Annotated in this window: 20 protein-coding genes; 2 read left to right on the top strand and 18 right to left on the bottom strand. The window is 71.7% G+C overall.

Annotation, left to right across the window (positions count from 1 at the left end; translation table 11 throughout):
- Positions 1–30: 30 nt before the first annotated feature.
- From ACTHMF_RS11030 to ACTHMF_RS11005, 6 genes are all read right to left on the bottom strand, one after another.
- Positions 31–897 carry an SseB family protein gene (locus ACTHMF_RS11030; RefSeq protein WP_440317553.1) on the bottom strand — a complete coding sequence of 289 codons (867 nt, stop codon included), beginning with the start codon at positions 895–897 and terminating at the stop codon, positions 31–33.
- The gene (gene priA / locus ACTHMF_RS11025) at positions 881–1,627 is read right to left on the bottom strand and encodes a bifunctional 1-(5-phosphoribosyl)-5-((5-phosphoribosylamino)methylideneamino)imidazole-4-carboxamide isomerase/phosphoribosylanthranilate isomerase PriA (RefSeq protein WP_314148893.1); all 747 of its coding nucleotides are present in this window, start codon (positions 1,625–1,627) and stop codon (positions 881–883) included. The genes ACTHMF_RS11030 and priA overlap by 17 nt, the downstream gene beginning before the upstream one ends.
- 49 nt (positions 1,628–1,676) lie before the next feature.
- Complete coding sequence (gene hisH / locus ACTHMF_RS11020) at positions 1,677–2,309, bottom strand: imidazole glycerol phosphate synthase subunit HisH (protein ID WP_440317551.1); 633 nt, start codon at positions 2,307–2,309, stop codon at positions 1,677–1,679.
- Positions 2,306–2,908 (bottom strand): imidazoleglycerol-phosphate dehydratase HisB, encoded by a 603-nt coding sequence (gene hisB, locus ACTHMF_RS11015; protein WP_440317549.1) that lies wholly within the window; start codon positions 2,906–2,908, stop codon positions 2,306–2,308. Before hisB ends, hisH begins: the two co-directional genes overlap by 4 nt.
- Positions 2,905–4,038, bottom strand: coding sequence for a histidinol-phosphate transaminase (locus tag ACTHMF_RS11010; protein WP_440317547.1), 1,134 nt, complete (start codon positions 4,036–4,038; stop codon positions 2,905–2,907). The genes hisB and ACTHMF_RS11010 overlap by 4 nt, the downstream gene beginning before the upstream one ends.
- Positions 4,039–4,175: 137 nt before the next feature.
- Positions 4,176–4,589: a LysM peptidoglycan-binding domain-containing protein gene (locus ACTHMF_RS11005; protein ID WP_314148889.1), complete on the bottom strand. Its 414-nt coding sequence runs from the start codon at positions 4,587–4,589 to the stop codon at positions 4,176–4,178.
- Positions 4,590–4,824: 235 nt separating this feature from the next.
- On the opposite strand from ACTHMF_RS11005, the gene lexA reads away from it, so the two are divergent.
- Positions 4,825–5,499: a transcriptional repressor LexA gene (lexA, locus tag ACTHMF_RS11000; RefSeq protein ID WP_314148888.1), complete on the top strand. Its 675-nt coding sequence runs from the start codon at positions 4,825–4,827 to the stop codon at positions 5,497–5,499.
- A gap of 68 nt (positions 5,500–5,567) precedes the next feature.
- Here lexA and ACTHMF_RS10995 read toward each other — a convergent pair whose 3' ends face one another.
- The 4 genes from ACTHMF_RS10995 to hflX form a co-directional block, all read right to left on the bottom strand.
- On the bottom strand, positions 5,568–5,918 hold the full coding sequence (locus ACTHMF_RS10995) for a metallopeptidase family protein (protein ID WP_440317544.1): 351 nt from the start codon (positions 5,916–5,918) through the stop codon (positions 5,568–5,570).
- A gap of 53 nt (positions 5,919–5,971) precedes the next feature.
- On the bottom strand, positions 5,972–8,323 hold the full coding sequence (gene metE, locus ACTHMF_RS10990; RefSeq protein ID WP_440317542.1) for a 5-methyltetrahydropteroyltriglutamate--homocysteine S-methyltransferase: 2,352 nt from the start codon (positions 8,321–8,323) through the stop codon (positions 5,972–5,974).
- Positions 8,320–9,285, bottom strand: a complete 966-nt coding sequence (locus tag ACTHMF_RS10985; protein ID WP_440317540.1) for a methylenetetrahydrofolate reductase — start codon at positions 9,283–9,285, stop codon at positions 8,320–8,322. Before ACTHMF_RS10985 ends, metE begins: the two co-directional genes overlap by 4 nt.
- Positions 9,286–9,525: 240 nt before the next feature.
- Complete coding sequence (gene hflX / locus ACTHMF_RS10980) at positions 9,526–11,052, bottom strand: GTPase HflX (RefSeq protein WP_314148884.1); 1,527 nt, start codon at positions 11,050–11,052, stop codon at positions 9,526–9,528.
- Between the two features lie 64 nt (positions 11,053–11,116).
- On the opposite strand from hflX, the gene ACTHMF_RS10975 reads away from it, so the two are divergent.
- On the top strand, positions 11,117–11,728 hold the full coding sequence (locus ACTHMF_RS10975; RefSeq protein ID WP_440317537.1) for a class I SAM-dependent methyltransferase: 612 nt from the start codon (positions 11,117–11,119) through the stop codon (positions 11,726–11,728).
- A gap of 116 nt (positions 11,729–11,844) precedes the next feature.
- On the opposite strand, the gene dapF is transcribed toward ACTHMF_RS10975, so the two are convergent.
- The 8 genes from dapF to ACTHMF_RS10935 all read right to left on the bottom strand — a co-directional run.
- Positions 11,845–12,723, bottom strand: coding sequence for a diaminopimelate epimerase (gene dapF / locus ACTHMF_RS10970; RefSeq protein ID WP_440317535.1), 879 nt, complete (start codon positions 12,721–12,723; stop codon positions 11,845–11,847).
- Positions 12,724–12,725: 2 nt separating this feature from the next.
- Positions 12,726–13,664: a tRNA (adenosine(37)-N6)-dimethylallyltransferase MiaA gene (miaA, locus tag ACTHMF_RS10965; RefSeq protein ID WP_440317623.1), complete on the bottom strand. Its 939-nt coding sequence runs from the start codon at positions 13,662–13,664 to the stop codon at positions 12,726–12,728.
- Positions 13,661–15,265 (bottom strand): tRNA (N6-isopentenyl adenosine(37)-C2)-methylthiotransferase MiaB, encoded by a 1,605-nt coding sequence (gene miaB / locus ACTHMF_RS10960; RefSeq protein WP_314148880.1) that lies wholly within the window; start codon positions 15,263–15,265, stop codon positions 13,661–13,663. Before miaB ends, miaA begins: the two co-directional genes overlap by 4 nt.
- A gap of 90 nt (positions 15,266–15,355) precedes the next feature.
- The gene (locus ACTHMF_RS10955) at positions 15,356–16,270 is read right to left on the bottom strand and encodes a regulatory protein RecX (RefSeq protein WP_440317532.1); all 915 of its coding nucleotides are present in this window, start codon (positions 16,268–16,270) and stop codon (positions 15,356–15,358) included.
- Between the two features lie 31 nt (positions 16,271–16,301).
- A complete protein-coding gene (gene recA / locus ACTHMF_RS10950; protein WP_314149865.1) occupies positions 16,302–17,375 on the bottom strand; it encodes a recombinase RecA in 1,074 nt (357 codons plus the stop codon).
- Between the two features lie 173 nt (positions 17,376–17,548).
- Entirely contained in the window at positions 17,549–17,773 is a 225-nt protein-coding gene (locus ACTHMF_RS10945; protein ID WP_314149866.1) for a DUF3046 domain-containing protein, read from the bottom strand.
- A 64-nt stretch (positions 17,774–17,837) separates the two neighbouring features.
- A complete protein-coding gene (locus ACTHMF_RS10940) occupies positions 17,838–18,149 on the bottom strand; it encodes a helix-turn-helix domain-containing protein (protein WP_314149867.1) in 312 nt (103 codons plus the stop codon).
- A gap of 143 nt (positions 18,150–18,292) precedes the next feature.
- Positions 18,293–18,640: CinA family protein (locus ACTHMF_RS10935; protein WP_440317529.1), on the bottom strand; the 348-nt coding region annotated here is incomplete at its 5' end.

Here is an 18,640-nt window from a genome sequence, read left to right as displayed (position 1 = left end):
CGAGGCCGCACGCGGCGCGAGCGACCCTCGCTACTCCGCGGCGACGAGCTGCACGCGCAGGGAGTCCACGCGCGTCGCGATCACGTCGTCCGCCGCCCAGCGCTGGGCGAGCCGTGCGAGCACGGCGTCCAGTTCCTCCCTGGTCAGCCCGGTCGCCAGCACCAGCCGGACCACCAGTTCGGGACCGGTCAGCCGGCTCGCGGGGTCCCCCGCCACCAGCTCCACGTCGAGCACCCCGAGCTCCGACCCGAGGGACGCGCGGAACGCCGCGAGGACCTCGGGGTCCCTGTCGCTCGGCAGCCACGGCTGCCCCTGCGCGAGCGCCCAGACGGCCGGCCGGCGCAGCACGAACTCGGTCTCCGACGTCGGGTCGAGGACCACGAGCTCCGTGCCCTCGGACGCCGCCGCCAGCGCGGCCCGCGGACCCGCGGCCGGCACCGGCCGCGCCTGCGGGTTCCAGGTCTGCATGGCCGTGACCGACGAGAACACCGGCAGAACCGTGCGGCCATCGGGTCCGGCGACCGTCACGATCGACAGCTCCTGGGTCTTGTCCACCGTGAGCCCCGCGTCGCTGACCCCCTCGTCGCCCAGCTCGGCGACCAGCGGGATCAGCAGCCGCGACGTGCGCACGGCGTCGACGACCGCCTCCGGCCCGGCCTCCCCGGCGCGGAACGCCGCGAGCGCGCCGAGCAGCGGCAGCGGAGCGGAGCCGTCGTCGTCGCCGAACGGGTTGTCGTCGAACGCGCGCCCCGCCCAGGGCTGGCCGGCGGAGTCGGCGAGCGACGCCGCGAAACCGGCGAGCCGGCCCGCGCCGGTCTCGGTCGGGACGCCGTGGGCGCGCGGCGGGACGGCCTCGCCGGCCGCCCGGTCGTCCGCCGGGTCAGTCTCCGGCGACATCCAGCGCCTCCGGCAGGGTGAACGCGCCGGAGTACAGGGCCTTGCCGACGATCGCGCCCTCGAGGCCCTGCGGCACCAGCTCGCGCAGCGCGGCGATGTCGTCGAGGCTCGAGATGCCGCCGGAGGCGACCACCGGACGCGCGGTCCGGTCCATCACCTGGCGCAGCAGGTCGAGGTTCGGGCCCTTGAGCGTGCCGTCCTTGGTGACGTCGGTCACCACGTAGCGGGCGCAGCCGGCGTCCTCCAGCCGCTCCAGCACCTCCCACAGGTCGCCGCCCTCACGGGTCCAGCCGCGGGCCGCGAGGGTCGTGCCGCGCACGTCCAGCCCGACAGCGATCGCCTCGCCGAACCGGCCGATCACGTTGGCGGCCCACTCCGGGTTCTCCAGCGCGGCGGTGCCCAGGTTCACGCGCGTCGCGCCGATCTCCAGCGCCTGCTCCAGCGACTCGTCGTCGCGGATGCCGCCGGAGAGCTCGATCTTGACGCCCTTGGTCTGCCGGATCACCTTCTTCAGCAGCGAGCGGTTGCTGCCGCGCCCGAACGCCGCGTCCAGGTCCACCAGGTGGATCCACTCCGCACCGGCGTCCGCCCATTCGGCCGCCGCGTCCACCGGGTCGCCGTAGCTGGTCTCGCTGCCGGCCTCGCCCTGCGTGAGGCGCACCGCCTTGCCGTCGGCGACGTCGACCGCCGGCAGCAGGACGAGCCGGGGCGTCGTGTTGAATTCGCTCATGTGTTTCCTCGCTCTGGTCCGCGGCGCGGACGGGTGGGGCGTGAGACGGCTACAGGGAGCCGATCCAGTTGCGCAGCAGGCGCAGTCCGGCCTGGCCGGACTTCTCCGGGTGGAACTGCGTCGCGGTCAGCGGGCCGTTCTCCACCGCGGCGACGAAGGGGGCCCCGTGCTCGGCCCACGTCACGCGCGGCTTCGGGAACGGGCCGGTGACCTCCAGCGTCCAGTCCTGGACGGCGTAGGAGTGCACGAAGTAGAAGCGCTCGTCGCGGATGCCGTCGAACAGCACGGAATCCTCCGGCGCCTGCACCGTGTTCCAGCCCATGTGCGGGACGACGTCCGCCTTCAGCAGGTCGACCTGTCCCGGCCACTCGCCGAGGCCCTCGGCCTGGATGCCGTGCTCGACGCCGCGCTCGAACAGCACCTGCATCCCGACGCAGATGCCGAGCACCGGCCGCCCGCCCGCGAGCCGGCGGTCGATGACCTCATCGCCGTGCGAGGCGCGCAGCGCGTCGATCACCGCGGTGAACGCGCCGACGCCCGGCACCAGCAGGCCGTCCGCCTCCTGCGCTCGGCGCCGGTTGCCGGTGAGCTCGACGTTCGCGCCGGCCTCCTCGAGTGCCTTGACGGCCGAGTGGACGTTGCCGCTGCCGTAGTCGAAGACGACGACGTCGGGGGCGCTCACAGCGCGCCCTTGGTCGAGGGGATGCCGGACACCAGCGGGTCGAACGCCTTCGCCTGCCGGAACGCGCGCGCGAAGGCCTTGAACTCGGCCTCCGCGATGTGGTGCGGGTCGCGTCCGCCGACCACGGTGACGTGCGTGGTGATGGCGGCGTTGAAGGAGATCGCCTCGAAGACGTGACGCACCATCGACCCGGTGAAGTGGCCGCCGATCAGGTGCAGCTCGAAGCCGGCGGGCTCGCCGGTGTGCACGAGGTACGGGCGGCCGGAGATGTCGACGACGGCCTGCACCAGCGCCTCGTCCAGCGGGACGAGCGCGTCCCCGTACCGGGAGATGCCGGACTTGTCGCCGAGCGCCTGCCGGATGGCCTGGCCGAGCACGATGCCGACGTCCTCGACGGTGTGGTGCACGTCGATGTCGGTGTCGCCGGTCGCGCGGACGCGCAGGTCGGTGAGCGAGTGCTTGGCGAACGCGGTGAGCAGGTGGTCGTAGAACGGCACCGACGTGGAGATGTCGGAGGAGCCGGTCCCGTCGAGGTCGAGGCTCAGCTCGATGCTCGACTCGCTGGTCTCCCGCTGCAGCGTGGCGGTGCGATTCGTCATGACTGCGAGTTTACTGGGGCCGGGTTGGACGTCCGCTCCGCATCCACAGGCGCCGGGCGGCCGAGCGCGGCGAGGCCCTCGAGGAAGGCGGTCGTCTCCGCCTCGGTGCCCGCGGTCACGCGCAGGTGGTTCGGGATGCCGACGTCGCGGATGAGGATGCCGCGCTCCAGCAGCGCCTCGAACACCGCGTGCGGGTCGGCGACGTTCCCGAACAGGACGAAGTTGCTCCCGCTGCGGTGCGGCGTGTAGCCGAGCCGGGCCAGTTCGGAGACGAGCCGGTCGCGCTGCGAGCGGATCTCGCCGACCATCGCCAGCATCTCGTCCGCGTGCGCGAGCGCGCCGAGGGCGGCCGCCTGCGTGATGGCGGACAGGTGGTACGGCAGGCGGACGAGCCGCAGCGCGTCGACGACGGCGGGGTCGGCGGCGAGGTAGCCGACGCGGGCGCCCGCGAACGCGAACGCCTTGCTCATGGTGCGGGAGATCAGCAGGCGCGGGCGGCCGGGCAGCAGCGTGAGCGCGGACGGCTCGCCCTCCGGCATGAACTCCGCGTACGCCTCGTCGACGATCACGATGCCGCGGGCGGCGTCGTACGCGGCCTCGATGGTGGCGAGGGACAGCGGCGTGCCGGTCGGGTTGTTCGGCGAGCACAGGATCACGATGTCCGGGTCGAGCCGCGCGATCTGCTCGGCCGCCGTCTCGGGGCTGAGTTCGAACCCGGCGTCGCGGCGCGCGGCGATCCAGTCCGTCCCGGTGCCCGAGGCGAGCAGCGGGTACATGGAGTACGTGGGCGCGAAGCCGAGGAGGCTTCGGCCGGGGCCGCCGAACGCCTGCAGGATGTGCTGCAGGACCTCGTTGGATCCGTTGGCCGCCCAGATGTTCTCGGCGGTGAGCCCGTGGCCGAGGTAGCCGGCGAAGGCCGTCCGCAGCTCGGTGAACTCGCGGTCGGGGTACCGGTTGACCCCGCCGATCGCGGCGGCGACCCGCGCGACGATGTCGGCGGCGACGTCCTCGGGAACCGGATGCGTGTTCTCGTTCACGTTCAGCGCGACGGGGACGACCTTCTGCGGCGCACCGTACGGGGTGCGACCGCGCAGGTCGTCGCGGATCGGGAGATCGGAGAGAGAGGTCACCGTTCCATGGTAGTCAGCGCCGCCCCCGCGTTACGCCGCGCTCCCCCACCGGCTCGCGAGGGGCGAGTCGTCGTCGCTTCCGGACCGCGAAAGCGACAAGTACGTGCCCCTCGGCGCCTTCCGGCCGGGCAGCGCGCTCAGTGCGCGTACTGCGTCGGGATGGCGAGGTCCTGGCCGGGCGAGACCACCGCGGAGTCCAGGCCGTTGAGGGTGACGAGCGCGGCGATCACGTCGCGCGGGTCGGCGTTGGGGGCGATGCGCTCGGCGACGGTCCAGAGGGAGTCGCCGGACTCGACAGTGACGTGCTGGAAGGAGACGTGCGTGCGGTCGCCGGAGGCGGCGGCTCCGCCACCGTTGAGCGCGAAGACGAAGGCGCCGATGACGATCGGCAGGGCGACGAGCGCGGTGAGGACCGCGCGGCCGCGGCGGGTGAGGCGCAGCCGGACGCGTGCGCCGGACGGCTGGGCGGTGGTGCGGGCCGGAGCGGCATCCGCGGCGGAGAGAAACGCTGCGTCGATGACCGCCCCGTGGCTGAGCGCTGTGCTGCTCATGGTCGTGACCTCCTCAGGCCTCTTGCGAAGCTTTGTTCCGAATGTATCTTCGAATGTTCGAAACCGCAAGAGCGAGGCCGCGAAGGAATTCCGCATGAATTTCGAGACACACTCGAACACATGTTTGTTCTGCCGCTGCATCGTGGATACAGTTTCGATTGTCTGGGGTTCAGGTAACCAGGCACCACCGACATTCGGGTCCGCCGGGTGCGGCGACGGTCACGAAGGGACGAGCGTGTCGAACGAGAATCAGGCTCCGCGGGGCACCAGGAGGCGCAAGAACCTCAGCGAGAAGCAGCTCGCGATCCTCGACGTGATCCAGCGCTCGGTCAGCCAGCGCGGCTATCCGCCGAGCATGCGCGAGATCGGCGACGCCGTCGGCCTCTCCTCCCTGTCCTCCGTCACCCACCAGCTGAACCAGCTCGAGCTGAGCGGCTACCTGCGCCGCGACCCCAACCGCCCGCGCGCCCTCGAGATCCTGATCGACCTGCCGTCCGCCCCCACTCCGGACTTCGAGAACCAGACCCCGGTCGGCGACGCCGCGATGGTCCCTCTGGTCGGCCGCATCGCCGCCGGCGTGCCGATCACCGCCGAGCAGCAGGTGGACGAGGTCTTCCCGCTCCCCCGTCAGCTGGTCGGGAACGGCGAGCTGTTCATGCTCAAGGTGGTCGGCGAGTCGATGATCGACGCGGCCATCTGCGACGGCGACTGGGTGGTCGTCCGCGCGCAGAACACGGCCGAGAACGGGGACATCGTCGCCGCCATGCTCGACGAGGAGGCGACGGTCAAGGTGTTCCGCCAGCGCGACGGCCACACCTGGCTGCTGCCCCGCAACTCCAACTTCGAGCCCATCCTCGGCGACTACGCCCAGGTCCTCGGCAAAGTCGTGGCCGTCCTCCGCGCCGTCTAGCAGTCGAGTACGCAGGAAGTCCGGATCTGAATCGGTTCAGGTCCGGACTTTCTGCGTACTCGCCCGCGTCAGGCCCAGCCGAGGTCGTGGAGGCGGGCGTCGGTGAGGCCGAAGTAGTGGCCGATTTCATGGACGAGGGTGACGCGCACCCGGCCGCGCAGCTCCTCGACGGTGGAGCAGCTGGCCTCGAGGTTGTTGCGGAACAGCGTGATCCGGTCCGGCAGCTCGCCGAAGCCGTACACCCCGCGCCGCGTTAGCGGGTGCCCGCTGTACAGCCCGAACAGCCGCGGCCTCGCGCCCGCCGGCTGGTCCTGGATCAGGATGGCGACGTTCTCCAGCGGCCGGACCATGTCCTCCGGCAGCGCGTCGAACACCTCGCCCACCAGCGCCTCGAACTCGGCGTCCGTGATCCGCACCATGCGTCCATCCTGACGCACGGCGCGGATCACGGCACGCGTGGAACGCGCGGAGGTCAGACCTGCGCGCCCGCCGTCGCCCGCACGCCCCGCGTCGCCTCGACGATGTTGCGCAGCGACGCCACCGTCTCGTCGTAGCCGCGCGTCTTCAGGCCGCAGTCCGGGTTCACCCAGAGCTGACGGCCGGGGATCGCGCTGAGCGCCGTCTGCAGCAGCTCGGTCACCTCGGCGACCGACGGCACGCGCGGCGAGTGGATGTCGTACACGCCGGGGCCGATGCCGTGCTCGAAGCCCGAGCGCTGGATGTCATGCACGACCTCCATGCGGCTGCGCGCCGCCTCGATGCTCGTGACATCGGCGTCCAGGTTCCTGATCGCGTCGATCACGACGCCGAACTCCGAGTAACAGAGGTGGGTGTGGATCTGCGTGGCGTCCGCGACACCGGAGGTCGCGAGCCGGAACGAGCCGACCGACCACTCCAGGTACTCGGGCTGCGCCGCACGCTTGAGCGGCAGCAGCTCGCGCAGCGCCGGCTCGTCCACCTGGACGACGCGGATGCCCGCCGCCTCCAGGTCGGCGATCTCGTCGCGCAGCGCGAGCGCGACCTGCCGCGCGGTCTCGCCGAGCGGCTGGTCGTCGCGCACGAACGACCACGCGAGGATCGTGACCGGCCCGGTCAGCATCCCCTTGACCGGCTTCGCCGTGAGCGACTGCGTGTACGTCGACCAGTCCACCGTGATCGGCTTGGGCCGCGAGACGTCGCCCCACAGGATGGAGGGACGCGTGCAGCGGGACCCGTACGACTGCACCCAGCCGTTCTTCGTCACCGCGAAGCCGGCCAGGTTCTCGGCGAAGTACTGCACCATGGCGTTGCGCTCCGGCTCGCCGTGCACGATGACGTCGATCCCGATCTCCTCCTGGAGGTCGACGACCCGCTTGATCTCCGCCTGCATCCGGCCGAGGTACTCCGCCTCGCTCAGCGCGCCGGCGGCGAGCTGGGCCCGTGCCCGGCGGATGTCGGAGGTCTGCGGGAACGACCCGATCGTCGTCGTCGGCAGGAACGGCAGGCCGAGCGCCTGCTCCTGCGCCGCCAGCCGGTCCTCATAGTGGCCGCGGCGGAAGTCGGCGCGGGTGAGCGCGGCCTCGCGCTCGCGCACCGCCGGCACGCGCACGCCGGGCGCGCCCGCGCGGTCGGCCAGCGCCGCCGTCGCCGCGCTCAGCTCCGGCTGGATGGCCTCGTGGCCGTCGACCAGCCCGCGGGCGAGCGTCGCGACCTGGGCGACCTTCTGATCGGCGAAGGCGAGCCAGCTCACCAGCCGGGAATCGAGCTCCGGCTCGTCCTCGACGTCGTGCGGCACGTGCAGCAGGGACGTGGAGGTGGACACCGCGACGTCCGGGCTGAGCGACAGCAGCTCGGTGAGCGCGCCGAACGCGCCCTCCAGGTCGCCGCGCCAGATGTTGTGCCCGTCGATCACGCCGCCGACGATCGTCTTCCCGGCGAGCGCCTTCGCGGTCTCCGCGTCCAGCCCGCTCGGGATGCTGCCGCGCACCAGGTCGAGCGAGATGGCTTCCACCGGAGAGCCGGCGAGCACGGGGAGCGCGTCGTCCAGGCTGCCGTACGGCGCTGCCACGAACAGGCCGGGACGCTCGGCGGCGCCCCCCAGCTCCGCGTACGCGCGACGCGTGGCCGCCAGCACGGCGGCGCGCTCGTCCTCGATGCTCTCGCTCACCAGCGCGGGCTCGTCCAGCTGCACCCAGGGCGCGCCGGCGGCGGCGAGGCGGGCGAGCAGCTCCCGGTAGACCGGGAGCAGGTCGTCGAGCCGCGACAGCGGGCGGAAGGCCTCCGGCGCCTCGTCCGACGCCTTGCTGAGCAGCAGGAACGTGACGGGGCCGACGATGACCGGCCGCGTGACGAAGCCGGCCTCCCTCGCTTCCTCGAACTGGCGGACGATGCGGTCGGAGGCCAGGCGGAACCGGGTCTCCGGACCGATCTCCGGCACCAGGTAGTGGTAGTTGGAGTCGAACCACTTGGTCATCTCCAGCGGAGCGTTCTCGCCCTCGCCGCGCGCGATCGTGAAGTAGCCGGCGAGGTCGACGGAGCCGTCCGCGCCGACGAGGCCCGCGAAGCGGCTCGGCACGGCGCCGACCGCGACGGCGGCGTCGAGCACCTGGTCGTAGTAGCTGAAGGTCTCCGGGATGGCGGCGTCGTCGCGGCCGAGGCCGAGCACCGCGAGCCGCTCGCGGGTCGCCGCGCGCAGTGACGCCGCGGTCGCCTCCAGCTCGGCCTCGTCGATGCTCCCCGCCCAGAAGCTCTCGACGGCCTTCTTGAGCTCGCGGCGCCGCCCGATGCGCGGGTATCCGATGATCGTCCCGACCGGGAAGGCGGAGCGGGTGGTGGTGTCGGTCATGCTGGTTCGCTTTCGGTTGGGGTGGTGGAGGTGTCGGCGGCGACGGGCCCGATGCCCACGCGCTCGAGGACGGACAGCACGGCGGCGTGCTGGTTGAACGTGTAGAGGTGGAGGCCGGGGGCACCGCCGTCGAGCAGGCGCTGCGCGAGCCCAGCGGCCCAGGCGACGCCGATCTCGTGACGGCCCTCCTCCGTGGGCTCGACCTCCAGCTGGATGGCCAGGTCGCTCGGCAGGTCCTCGCCGCTGAGCTCCAGCATCCGGTTCAGGCGCGCGGGCGAGGTCACCGGCATGATGCCGGGCAGGATGGGGAACGTCACGCCCGCCTCCTTCGCGCGCTGGGCGAAGTGCAGGTAGTCCTCGGCGTGGAAGAACAGCTGTGTGATCCCGAGGTTCGCACCGGCCGCCTGCTTGGCGAGCAGAGCATCGATGTCCTGAGAGACCGAGCGCGACGCCGGGTGCCCGTTCGGGAACGCCGCGACGGCGATCTGCACGTGCTCGCGGTGTTCCAGCACCGTCCTGGCCGGCAGCCCGGGGACAGGGAGCTCGCCATAGGGGACGCGCTCGGCCTGCACCCGGTGGATGAGCTGGACGAGCTCGGCGGAGCTGCGGATGTCGCCCAGGCCTTCGTCCCCCGCCGCGAGCCCGGCGGGCGGGTCGCCGCGCACCGCGAGGAAGCGCCGGATCCCGGCGTCCAGGAACTCCCGGATCAGCCGGTTGGTCTCCTCGTGCGACGATCCGACGCACGTGAGGTGCGCCATCGGGCTCACGTCGGTGTTCTCGAGGATGTAGCGGAGCACGTCGAGGGAGGAACCGCGCGAGGATCCGTTCGCGCCGTAGGTCACCGAGATGAAGTCGGGACCGGCTGCGGCCAGACGGTCGATCGTCGCGGGCAGGGCGGCTGCGGCTCGCTCGGAGCGGGGCGGGTAGAGCTCGAACGAGAACCGCGCGGTGGTACAGCTCATGGCGTCCTCAGGTGGTCGATCAGCGGCACGGACTCCCGCCGTCCGGCCGGACGGCGGGGATTCAGTCAGCGGGTGCCGGGCTCGGCTGTCGCACCACGTCAGCGGTCGCCCGCTTCGCGTTGATACGGCACCCTAGCAACGCGGAAGGCCGGGCGGAAACCCCTCGTGTCATCTTCCGACACGTTGGGTCCGCCCGGCCTTCGTCCGGCGCCTGTTGCGGCGCGCTGCAGCGCGTGATCGCTACACGGCGAACGGCTCGAACGCCGCCTGGTACTCCGGCAGGATGCGCGCCTTCACGCGCGTCCCCTCCTCCACGTACGCCGTCTCCAGCACCCGTCCGCGCTCGTGCAGCGCGGAGATGAGGTCGCCGCGGTCGTACGGCACGACCAGCTCCACCTCGACGGACGGGTCCGGCAGCAGTCGCGCGATCGCCGCGAGCACCTCGTCGATGCCCTCGCCGGTGCGCGCGGACGCGAAGATCGCGCCCGGCTCCAGGCCGCGCAGCACCAGCCGGTCGTCCGCGGGGATCAGGTCGGCCTTGTTGAAGACCACGATCTCCGGGATGTCCCTGGCGCCGACCTCGCCGATCACGTCCCGCACGGTCGCGAGCTGCGACGCCGGGTCCGGGTGCGAGCCGTCGACGACGTGCAGGATCACGTCGCTGTCGGCCACCTCCTCCAGCGTCGAGCGGAACGCCTCGACGAGCTGGTGGGGCAGGTTGCGCACGAAGCCGACGGTGTCGGCCAGCGTGTAGAGCCGGCCGTCGGCCGTCACCGAGCGGCGCACCGTGGCGTCCAGCGTCGCGAACAGCGCGTTCTCGACCAGCACGCCGGCCTTCGTCACGCGGTTCAGCAGGCTGGACTTGCCGGCGTTGGTGTAGCCGGCGATCGCCACGGAGGGCACCGCGTTGCGGTTGCGGTTGGCGCGCTTGGCCTCGCGGGCGGGCTTGAACCCGGCGATCTGCTTGCGCAGCTTCGCCATCCGCGAGTGGATGCGGCGGCGGTCCAGCTCGATCTTCGTCTCACCGGGACCGCGCGAGCCCATTCCGGCTCCCGCGCCGCCGACCTGGCCACCGGCCTGCCGGGACATCGACTCGCCCCAGCCGCGCAGGCGAGGGAGCAGGTACTCCAGCTGCGCGAGCTCGACCTGCGCCTTGCCCTCACGGCTCTTGGCGTGCTGGCTGAAGATGTCCAGGATCACGGCCGTGCGGTCGATCACCTTGACCCGCACCACGTCCTCCAGCGCGCGGCGCTGGCTCGGGGCGAGCTCGGTGTCGGCGATCACGGTGTCGGCGCCGAGCGAGGCGACGATCCCCGCCAGCTCCTGCGCCTTCCCGCGGCCGAGGTACGTGCTCGGGTCGGGATGCGGACGGCGCTGCAGCAGCCCGTCCAGCACCGCGGCGCCGGCGGTCTCGGCGAGCGCCGCGAGCTCGCGCAGCGAGTTCTCGGCGTCCTGCAGGGAGCCCTGCGAGTAGACGCCGATCAGCACGACGTTCTCGAGCCGCAGCTGGCGGTACTCGACCTCGGTGACGTCCTCGAGCTCGGTCGAGAGGCCGGAGACGCGGCGCAGTGCCGCGCGCTCCTCCCTGTCGAACTGCTCGCCGTCGTGCAGGCCGCCGTCGGCGTCCTGCTCCTGCAGTGCCTGCGCCCGCCTGCCCTGCGTGTCCGCGCCGAACAGCGTCACCGCCGCCCGGCTGTCCTCGGTCGCCAGAACCCGCGCGACGACGTCGTCCGCGGTGTGTTCTTCGATGTTCGTTCGTTCGGTCATATATCGTCCCCGATCCGGGTCAACCCTAGTTTGTCTGTTCGTGTCTGTCCTGTACGGTCCTCTTATGGCTTCGGGAGATCACTACTTTTCCCCGGCGCCCGGGAGCGAACTGAATCTGCGGCCGTTCACCGCGCGCCTGGCGGGCCAGACGTACGAGCTGGTGACGGCCAACGGGATCTTCAGCCCCGAGCGCATCGATACGGGTACGCGAGTGCTCCTGGACCATGTGCCCTCCGCACCGCCCGGCGGTCAGTTCCTCGACCTCGGCTGCGGCTGGGGGCCGCTGGCTCTCACACTTGCTCTCGAATCCCCTCATGCGACCGTCTGGGCGGTCGACGTCAACACCCGAGCCCTGGATGTGGTGCGCAGGAACGCGCAGAAGCTCGGTCTCGACAATATCAACGCGGTGGCGCCGGAGGATGTTCCCGACGACGTCGCCTTCACGACGATCTGGTCGAATCCGCCCATCCGCGTCGGCAAGAACGAGCTGCACGCCATCCTGGAGCGCTGGCTGCCGCGGCTCGAGCCGGGTTCGGACGCGTGGCTCGTCGTGCAGCGGAACCTCGGCAGCGACTCGCTGCACCGCTGGATGGAGGCGACCTTCCCCGAGCTCACGACGACCCGCGCCGCGATCTCGAAGGGCTTCCGGGTGCTGCGCGCCCGTCGCGCCTCCTGACGACTCCCCGTCTTCGCTTCCGCAACTCCCCCGCCATCGCGTCCGGAGTTGTGCACGCTCGCGCACGGCGTGTTGCGTGAAGAACTCCGGAACGGATGGCGTGGTAGCGCTGCCGGTCAGGCGAGTTCGAGCGTGCCGGTGTAGACGAGCTCGGCGGGACCGGAGAGGGCGACGTGCTCGCCGTCCTCGGTCGGGAACATCCGCACGCCGACCGTGCCGCCCGGCACGTCGACGCGCCACTGGTCGGGCGCACCGGCGCCGGCCCAGTAGCGCACAGCGAGCGCCGCCGCGGCCGCACCCGTGCCGCAGGAGAGCGTCTCGCCGCTGCCGCGCTCGTGCACGCGCATCCGGATCCGGCCGATGCCGTCCTTCACGAGCGGCTCGTGCGGCACCACGAACTCGACGTTTGCACCGTGCTCCGGGGTCGGTTCGACGTGCGGGATGTAGCTGAGGTCCGCCGCCTCCAGCTCGGACTCGTCCGCCACAGCGACGACGACGTGCGGGTTGCCCATGTCGATGCCGAGGCCGGGACGCGCGACCGGCAGCTCCTTGGCGCGCACCAGGGGCTCGCCGCCGTCGAGCCGCCACCGGCCGAGGTCGACCTGGAACCCGGTGAGGTTGCGCTGCACATCGCGGACGCCGGAGCGCGTGCCGATCGGGAGGGTGTCGCCGTCGGCGAGCTGGACGAGCCCGGTCTCCAGCAGGAAGCGCACGTACACGCGGATGCCGTTGCCGCACATCTCCGCCGGCGAGCCGTCGGCGTTGTAGTAGTCCATGAACCACTCGGCGGCCTCGTCCTCCGCCAGCGCCTCCGCGCCCTCCGAGAGGTGCGTGGAGCGGACCGCGCGGATGACGCCGTCTGCGCCGACGCCGAAGTGCCGGTCGCAGATCTCGGCGATCTGGGCGGCGCTCAGCGGGTGCTGTCCGTCCGGGTCCGCGTACAGCACGAAGTCGTTCCCGGTCCCCTGACCCTTGGTGAAGTGGAGCGTCGCCATGCTCACAGCCTATCGAGCGCCGCGGCGACGAGGTCCGCGCGGTCGTAGTCGAGCCAGTGGATGCCGGGGTAGCGCTTGAACCAGCTGACCTGGCGGCGCGCGTAGCGGCGGGTGAGCTGCTGGGTCTGCGCGATCGCCTCCGCGCGGCCGAGCTCGCCGCGCAGCTCGCCGAGCGCCTGCGCGTAGCCGATGGCGCGGCTCGCGGTGACGCCGCGCTCCAGCCCGAGCGTCCGCAGCCGCTCGACCTCGTCGAGCAGGCCGTCCCGCCACATCCGCTCGACGCGCTCGTCGAGCCGGCGCACGAGCTGCTCGCGGGGCGCGGCGAGGCCGATCAGCGTCAGCGGTCGCCACGGCTGCGGCTCGTCGGGCAGGGCGCCGCTGACCGGCTCCCCGGTGATCTCCGCGACCTCGAGCGCCCGCACGATGCGCCTGCCGTTCGTCGAGCCGATGCGCCGCGCCGACTCCGGATCAACCTCGCGCAGGCGGCGGTAGAGCATCCCCGGCCCGACCGCGGCCAGCTCCGCCTCCAGGCGCGCCCGCACCGCGGGATCGGTGCCGGGGAACCGGAAGTCGAACACGACGCTCGAGACGTACAGGCCGGAGCCGCCGACCAGAATCGGCGTGGCGCCGCGTCCGCGGATCCCGTCCACGATCCGGCGCGCCTCCGGCTGGTACCAGGCGACGGTCGCCTCGTCGGTGACGTCGAGCACGTCGAAGAGGTGGTGCGGAATGCCGCGCCACTCGGACGGCGGCAGCTTCGCGGTGCCGATGTCCATGCCCCGGTAGAGCTGCATGGCGTCGGCGTTGACGATCTCCGCCTCGCCGCCGCGCCGCCGGATCGCCTCCGCCAGCCCGAGCGACAGCTCGGTCTTGCCCGTGCCGGTGGACCCGACGATCGCGACGATCCCGGGGCCGTCGGCGGGCGGCTCCTCCGCGGTCAGCGCTGCCCGTCCGTCGGGTCGTAGATCGGCATCGTCCCGACGCCGGGCGAGGTGAGCGGTTCGCGCGTGCGCAGGGTCGGCAGCCCGAGCGAGACGCGGCCGCCCTCCGCGGCCTGTCCCGACCCGTGCGCGGGGACCGCGCAGGACTCGGCCTCGGCCCGGTCCCAGGCGTCGCCGGCGCTCGTCCGGCGGACCACCAGGGGCGAGCCGTCGGAGTCGGCGATCAGGTAGTGCGGCGCGGCCTGGGTGATGCGGACCGTCACGATGTCGCCGGGTCGCGGCGCCTCCGCGCCCTCCGGCAGCTCGAAGTGCACCAGGCGGCTGTCGCGCGCGCGGCCGCTGAGGCGCCGGGTGTCGGCGTCCTTGCGGCCCTCGCCGTTGGCGACCAGCAGCTCGACCTCGCGGCCGACGAGCTTCTCGTTCTCCTCGAGCGAGATGCGCTCCTGCAGGGCGATGAGCCGGTCGTAGCGGTCCTGGACGATCTCCTTCGGCACCTGGTCGGCCATCGTCGCCGCGGGCGTCCCGGGCCGGATCGAGTACTGGAAGGTGAAGGCCGAGGCGAACCGGGCGGCCTCGACCACGCGCAGGGTCTCCTGGAAGTCCTCCTCCGTCTCGCCGGGGAAGCCGACGATGATGTCGGTGCTGATCGCGGCGTCCGGCAGCTTGGCGCGCACCCGGTCGAGGATGCCGAGGAACTTCTCCGAGCGGTAGGACCGGCGCATGGCGCGCAGGATGCGGTCGGAGCCGGACTGCAGCGGCATGTGCAGCTGCGGCATGACGTTCGGGGTCTCCGCCATCGCGTCGATCACGTCGTCGGTGAACGCCGCCGGGTGCGGGCTGGTGAAGCGGATGCGCTCGAGCCCGCGGATCTCGCCCGCGGCGCGCAGCAGCTTGCTGAACGCCTGGCGGTCGCCGAACTCGACGCCGTAGGAGTTGACGTTCTGGCCGAGCAGGGTGACCTCGATCGCGCCGTCGTCGACCAGCGCCTGGATCTCGGCCAGGATGTCGCCGGGGCGGCGGTCCTTCTCCTTGCCGCGCAGCGACGGGACGATGCAGAAGGTGCAGGTGTTGTTGCAGCCGACCGAGATCGACACCCAGCCCGAGTACGAGGAGTCGCGCTTGGTGGGGAGCGTGGAGGGGAAGGTCTCCAGCGACTCGAGGATCTCGATCTCGGCGGCGTCGTTGTGCCGCGCGCGCTCGAGCAGGCTGGGAAGCGAGCCCATGTTGTGCGTGCCGAAGACGACGTCCACCCACGGCGCCTTCTCCAGGATGACGTTCTTGTCCTTCTGGGCGAGGCAGCCGCCGACGGCGATCTGCATCCCTTCGTGGCGGCGCTTCACCCCGGCGAGGTGGCCGAGATTGCCGTAGAGCTTGTTGTCCGCGTTCTCGCGCACGGCGCACGTGTTGATGACGACGATGTCCGGCTCCGCACCGTCGGCGGGCACGTAACCGGCCGCCTCCAGGGAACCGCTCAGCCGCTCGGAGTCGTGCACGTTCATCTGGCACCCGAACGTGCGCACCTCGTACGTCCGGGGCCGCCCGTCCGGCGCGACCGCCGCGGAGGACGGCTCGATGACGCTGCGCTGTTCGATGATGCTCATGATGCGGACAATTCTACGTTCGCCTTTCCGCGCGCACGAACCGGGATCGCCCCCAGCCGCACGCGCCGCTCCCCGCCACCCGCGGGGACGCTACTCGAAGCGCACGCCGCGACGGCGACGCGTCGCGAAGGCGGCGTCCATCGCCTGGCGCACGACGCCGGACCCGTAGCCCTTGCGTGCGAGGAAGCCGTGCAGGCGACGCCGCGCGGTCTCGTCGTCGTATGACGCGAGCTGTCCGATCCGCTTGATCGCGAGCTCGGTCGCCATCTCCAGCTCGTCCTCGTCCTCGATGTCGGCGAGAGCAGCCTCGATCAGCTCCGGCGCGATGTGCCTGCGCTTGAGGTCGAGTTCGATCGCCGAGCGGCCGAGGCCCTTCCTGCTGTGCTGGGTGAACGCCAGGCTGGTCGCGAGCGACGCGTCGTCGATCACACCGAGAGCCTCCAGCCGATCCAGCTCGGGACCGAAGACCTCCGGCTCGATGTCGCGCTTGCGGAGCACCTGCTCGAGTTCCCACCGGGACATGCCGCGCCGGGCGAGCTGACGGATGGTGACCGCGTTCGCCTTGCGGCTCAGCCGTTCGCTCTCCTCGTCCGTCGGCCCGGGCGCCGCGGTCTCAGCCGTCTCGGCAGCGCCGCCCGCGCCGGCGTCCTCGCCCCACGTGTTGTTCCAGCGCGGGCCGCGGCCGGCCGGATGCCCGCTCGCCACCTCCCCGCGCTGCCGTCCGCGCGGAGCGGACGCGGCAGCGTCGTCGCGGTCGGAGGCTCCCGAGACACCCGTGCCTGCGCCCCCGCCGAACGGCAGTTCCGCAACCGGCCGCGGTGAGGACGCGCGCCTGGCGCCGCGTGCCGCACCGGCCGCCGCTCCCGAGCCCGAGCCGGCACCCGCCGCGCGACGCAGCGGCGTGACCGGCGCGAGACGCTCGTCGGCGTCGGAGCCCGGGGCGGACGCACCAACGGCGTCCTCCCCCGGGTCTCCCTGTGACCCGGACGGGAACCTCACGACCATGAAGACCTCCTCGTGCGCGTCACCCGGTTCATCAGGCGCCCTTGCGGGCCTGCAGCTTCTCCTCGATCGAGCCGACCGGCGCGGCGGTCTCCGCCACGGCGTTCGGGTCGGGGACGATGCCGAGCTTGATCTTGATCTTGGTCTCGATCTCGGCGGCGATGTCCGGGTTGGCGATGAGGAAGTTGCGCGAGTTCTCCTTGCCCTGACCGAGCTGGTCGCCCTCGTACGTGTACCAGGCGCCGGACTTCTTCACGAGACCGTGCTCCACACCGAAGTCGAGCAGGCTGCCCTCGCGGGAGATGCCGACGCCGTAGAGGATGTCGAACTCGGCCTGCTTGAAGGGCGGAGCCATCTTGTTCTTGACCACCTTGACGCGCGTGCGGTTGCCGACCGCGTCGGTGCCGTCCTTGAGCGTCTCGATGCGACGGATGTCGAGCCGGACGGACGCGTAGAACTTGAGCGCCTTACCACCGGCGGTGGTCTCGGGGCTGCCGAAGAACACACCGACCTTTTCGCGGAGCTGGTTGATGAAGATCATCGTGGTGTTGGTGGAGCTCAGCGCACCGGTCAGCTTGCGCAGCGCCTGCGACATGAGGCGGGCCTGCAGACCGACGTGCGCGTCGCCCATCTCGCCTTCGATCTCGGCGCGGGGCACGAGCGCCGCGACGGAGTCGATGACGATGAGGTCGATGGAGCCGGACCGCACGAGCATGTCGGCGATCTCGAGCGCCTGCTCACCGGTGTCCGGCTGGGAGACGAGGAGCGCGTCGATGTCGACGCCGAGCTTGCGGGCGTACTCCGGGTCGAGCGCGTGCTCGGCGTCGATGAACGCCGCGATGCCGCCGGCCCGCTGGGCGTTGGCGATGGCGTGCAGCGTCAGCGTGGTCTTACCCGAGGACTCCGGGCCGTAGATCTCGACGATGCGGCCACGCGGCAGACCGCCGATGCCGAGCGCGACATCCAGCGCGATCGACCCGGTCGGGACGATCTCGACGGGCGCGCGCTCGTCGCTGCCCAGTCGCATGACCGAGCCTTTTCCGAACTGACGGTCGATCTGCGCGAGTGCGGTCTCGAGCGCCTTCTCGCGGTCTGCGGGTGATGGCATTGCGGTTCTCCTTCGTGGGCTTCGCTGACGAGTTCGACTGTATGGGGAACGTCCGACACCCGAAGAGCCGGATGCCCGATTCGTGGACAACTCGTTTTCGATTGCCGCTGTGCAGGAGTCTACTCAGTTTCCGAACATATCTTCGAGACATTTCGGACGGCGTGTCGGCCCGATCAGCGCTTCGGCGCCGGCTTCCCGGCCCCGTACCAGTGCGATTGCGGGACGCCCATCTCCTTGCAGAGCGCGAGCCAGACCTCGCGCGGCGGGATGCCGGCGTCGATCGCGGCCTTCCCCGTCCGGCCGCCGAGCTCGGGGAGCACGAGGTCGGACAGCAGCGCCTGTCCGTAGCCGCCGCCGAACTCGTCGGCCATCGCGCGCTGGAACTCGCTGAGCTTCATGAAACCACCTCGGACGGACGAACGCCCCGCACGAGGCGGGGCGTTCGCGAGCTTGTTATCGGAATCAGCGGGCGACGAGGTTCGCGTCGAGAGCCGAGACGAACTCGTCGGGGACGGTGTCCGGGATGACCGGCTCGATGCCCTCGAGCACGGCGATGCGGTCGCCGACCTCGCGCATGATGACCGACACCGGCGTGTCCAGCGCCTCGGCGACCGACGCGAGGATCTCGCTGGACGCCTCCTTCTGTCCCCGCTCGACCTCGCTGAGGTAGCCGAGGGCGACACTCGCCTTGCTGGCGACCTGGCGCAGCGTGCGCCCCTTCTGCAGGCGGAAGTCCCTGAGCACGTCGCCGATTTCCTGACGTACAAGAATCATTCGGAGCCTCCTTCTCTACCCTGCCGACGAATCGGTGGATGCCAATGTACCGCATCCGTGTCCCACACGATATCGGTGACGACTGGGCTTTTGTTGTTAATGCCGATGGGTGTAACGGGACCGTAACAGTGGGTATTCCCGCGTCACTCCGCGGTCCCCGGCGCCGCGTTCCGCAGCTCGGCCAGAGCCTCCGCGACCGCGCGCTCGACGGTCTGCTCGCGGATGGCAGCGCGGTCGCCGGCGAGCGCGAGCTCGACCGCGCGCGTCCCCGCGGCCGACGAGATGCCGATGTAGACCGTTCCGACGGCCCGACCGCCTTGCGGGTCGGGACCGGCGACGCCGGTCGTCGCGACCCCGAGGTCGGCGGCCCTGCCGCCGACGGCCAGGCGCGCGCGGACGCCGGACGCGAGCTGGCGCGCCACCTCCGGGTGCACGGGCCCCTGCGCCGCCAGCAGCTCGGCGTCGACGCCGAGCAGGGTGTGCTTGAGCTC

This window comes from Leifsonia sp. (assembly GCF_051955155.1).
Classification (GTDB): Bacteria; Actinomycetota; Actinomycetes; order Actinomycetales; family Microbacteriaceae; genus Leifsonia.
The sequence above is the reverse complement of the archived record's forward strand: the minus strand, read 5'-3'. Positions and strand labels throughout refer to the sequence as shown.

Coding starts and splice junctions, on each gene's coding strand:
- ACTHMF_RS11030 (WP_440317553.1), bottom strand. CDS start 897: ATGTCGCCGGAGACTGACCCGGCGGACGACCGGGCGGCCGGCGAGGCC.
- priA (WP_314148893.1), bottom strand. CDS start 1,627: ATGAGCGAATTCAACACGACGCCCCGGCTCGTCCTGCTGCCGGCGGTC.
- hisB (WP_440317549.1), bottom strand. CDS start 2,908: ATGACGAATCGCACCGCCACGCTGCAGCGGGAGACCAGCGAGTCGAGC.
- ACTHMF_RS11005 (WP_314148889.1), bottom strand. CDS start 4,589: ATGAGCAGCACAGCGCTCAGCCACGGGGCGGTCATCGACGCAGCGTTT.
- ACTHMF_RS10995 (WP_440317544.1), bottom strand. CDS start 5,918: ATGGTGCGGATCACGGACGCCGAGTTCGAGGCGCTGGTGGGCGAGGTG.
- metE (WP_440317542.1), bottom strand. CDS start 8,323: ATGACCGACACCACCACCCGCTCCGCCTTCCCGGTCGGGACGATCATC.
- ACTHMF_RS10985 (WP_440317540.1), bottom strand. CDS start 9,285: ATGAGCTGTACCACCGCGCGGTTCTCGTTCGAGCTCTACCCGCCCCGC.
- hflX (WP_314148884.1), bottom strand. CDS start 11,052: ATGACCGAACGAACGAACATCGAAGAACACACCGCGGACGACGTCGTC.
- ACTHMF_RS10975 (WP_440317537.1), top strand. CDS start 11,117: ATGGCTTCGGGAGATCACTACTTTTCCCCGGCGCCCGGGAGCGAACTG.
- dapF (WP_440317535.1), bottom strand. CDS start 12,723: ATGGCGACGCTCCACTTCACCAAGGGTCAGGGGACCGGGAACGACTTC.
- miaB (WP_314148880.1), bottom strand. CDS start 15,265: ATGAGCATCATCGAACAGCGCAGCGTCATCGAGCCGTCCTCCGCGGCG.
- ACTHMF_RS10955 (WP_440317532.1), bottom strand. CDS start 16,270: ATGGTCGTGAGGTTCCCGTCCGGGTCACAGGGAGACCCGGGGGAGGAC.
- recA (WP_314149865.1), bottom strand. CDS start 17,375: ATGCCATCACCCGCAGACCGCGAGAAGGCGCTCGAGACCGCACTCGCG.
- ACTHMF_RS10945 (WP_314149866.1), bottom strand. CDS start 17,773: ATGAAGCTCAGCGAGTTCCAGCGCGCGATGGCCGACGAGTTCGGCGGC.
- ACTHMF_RS10940 (WP_314149867.1), bottom strand. CDS start 18,149: ATGATTCTTGTACGTCAGGAAATCGGCGACGTGCTCAGGGACTTCCGC.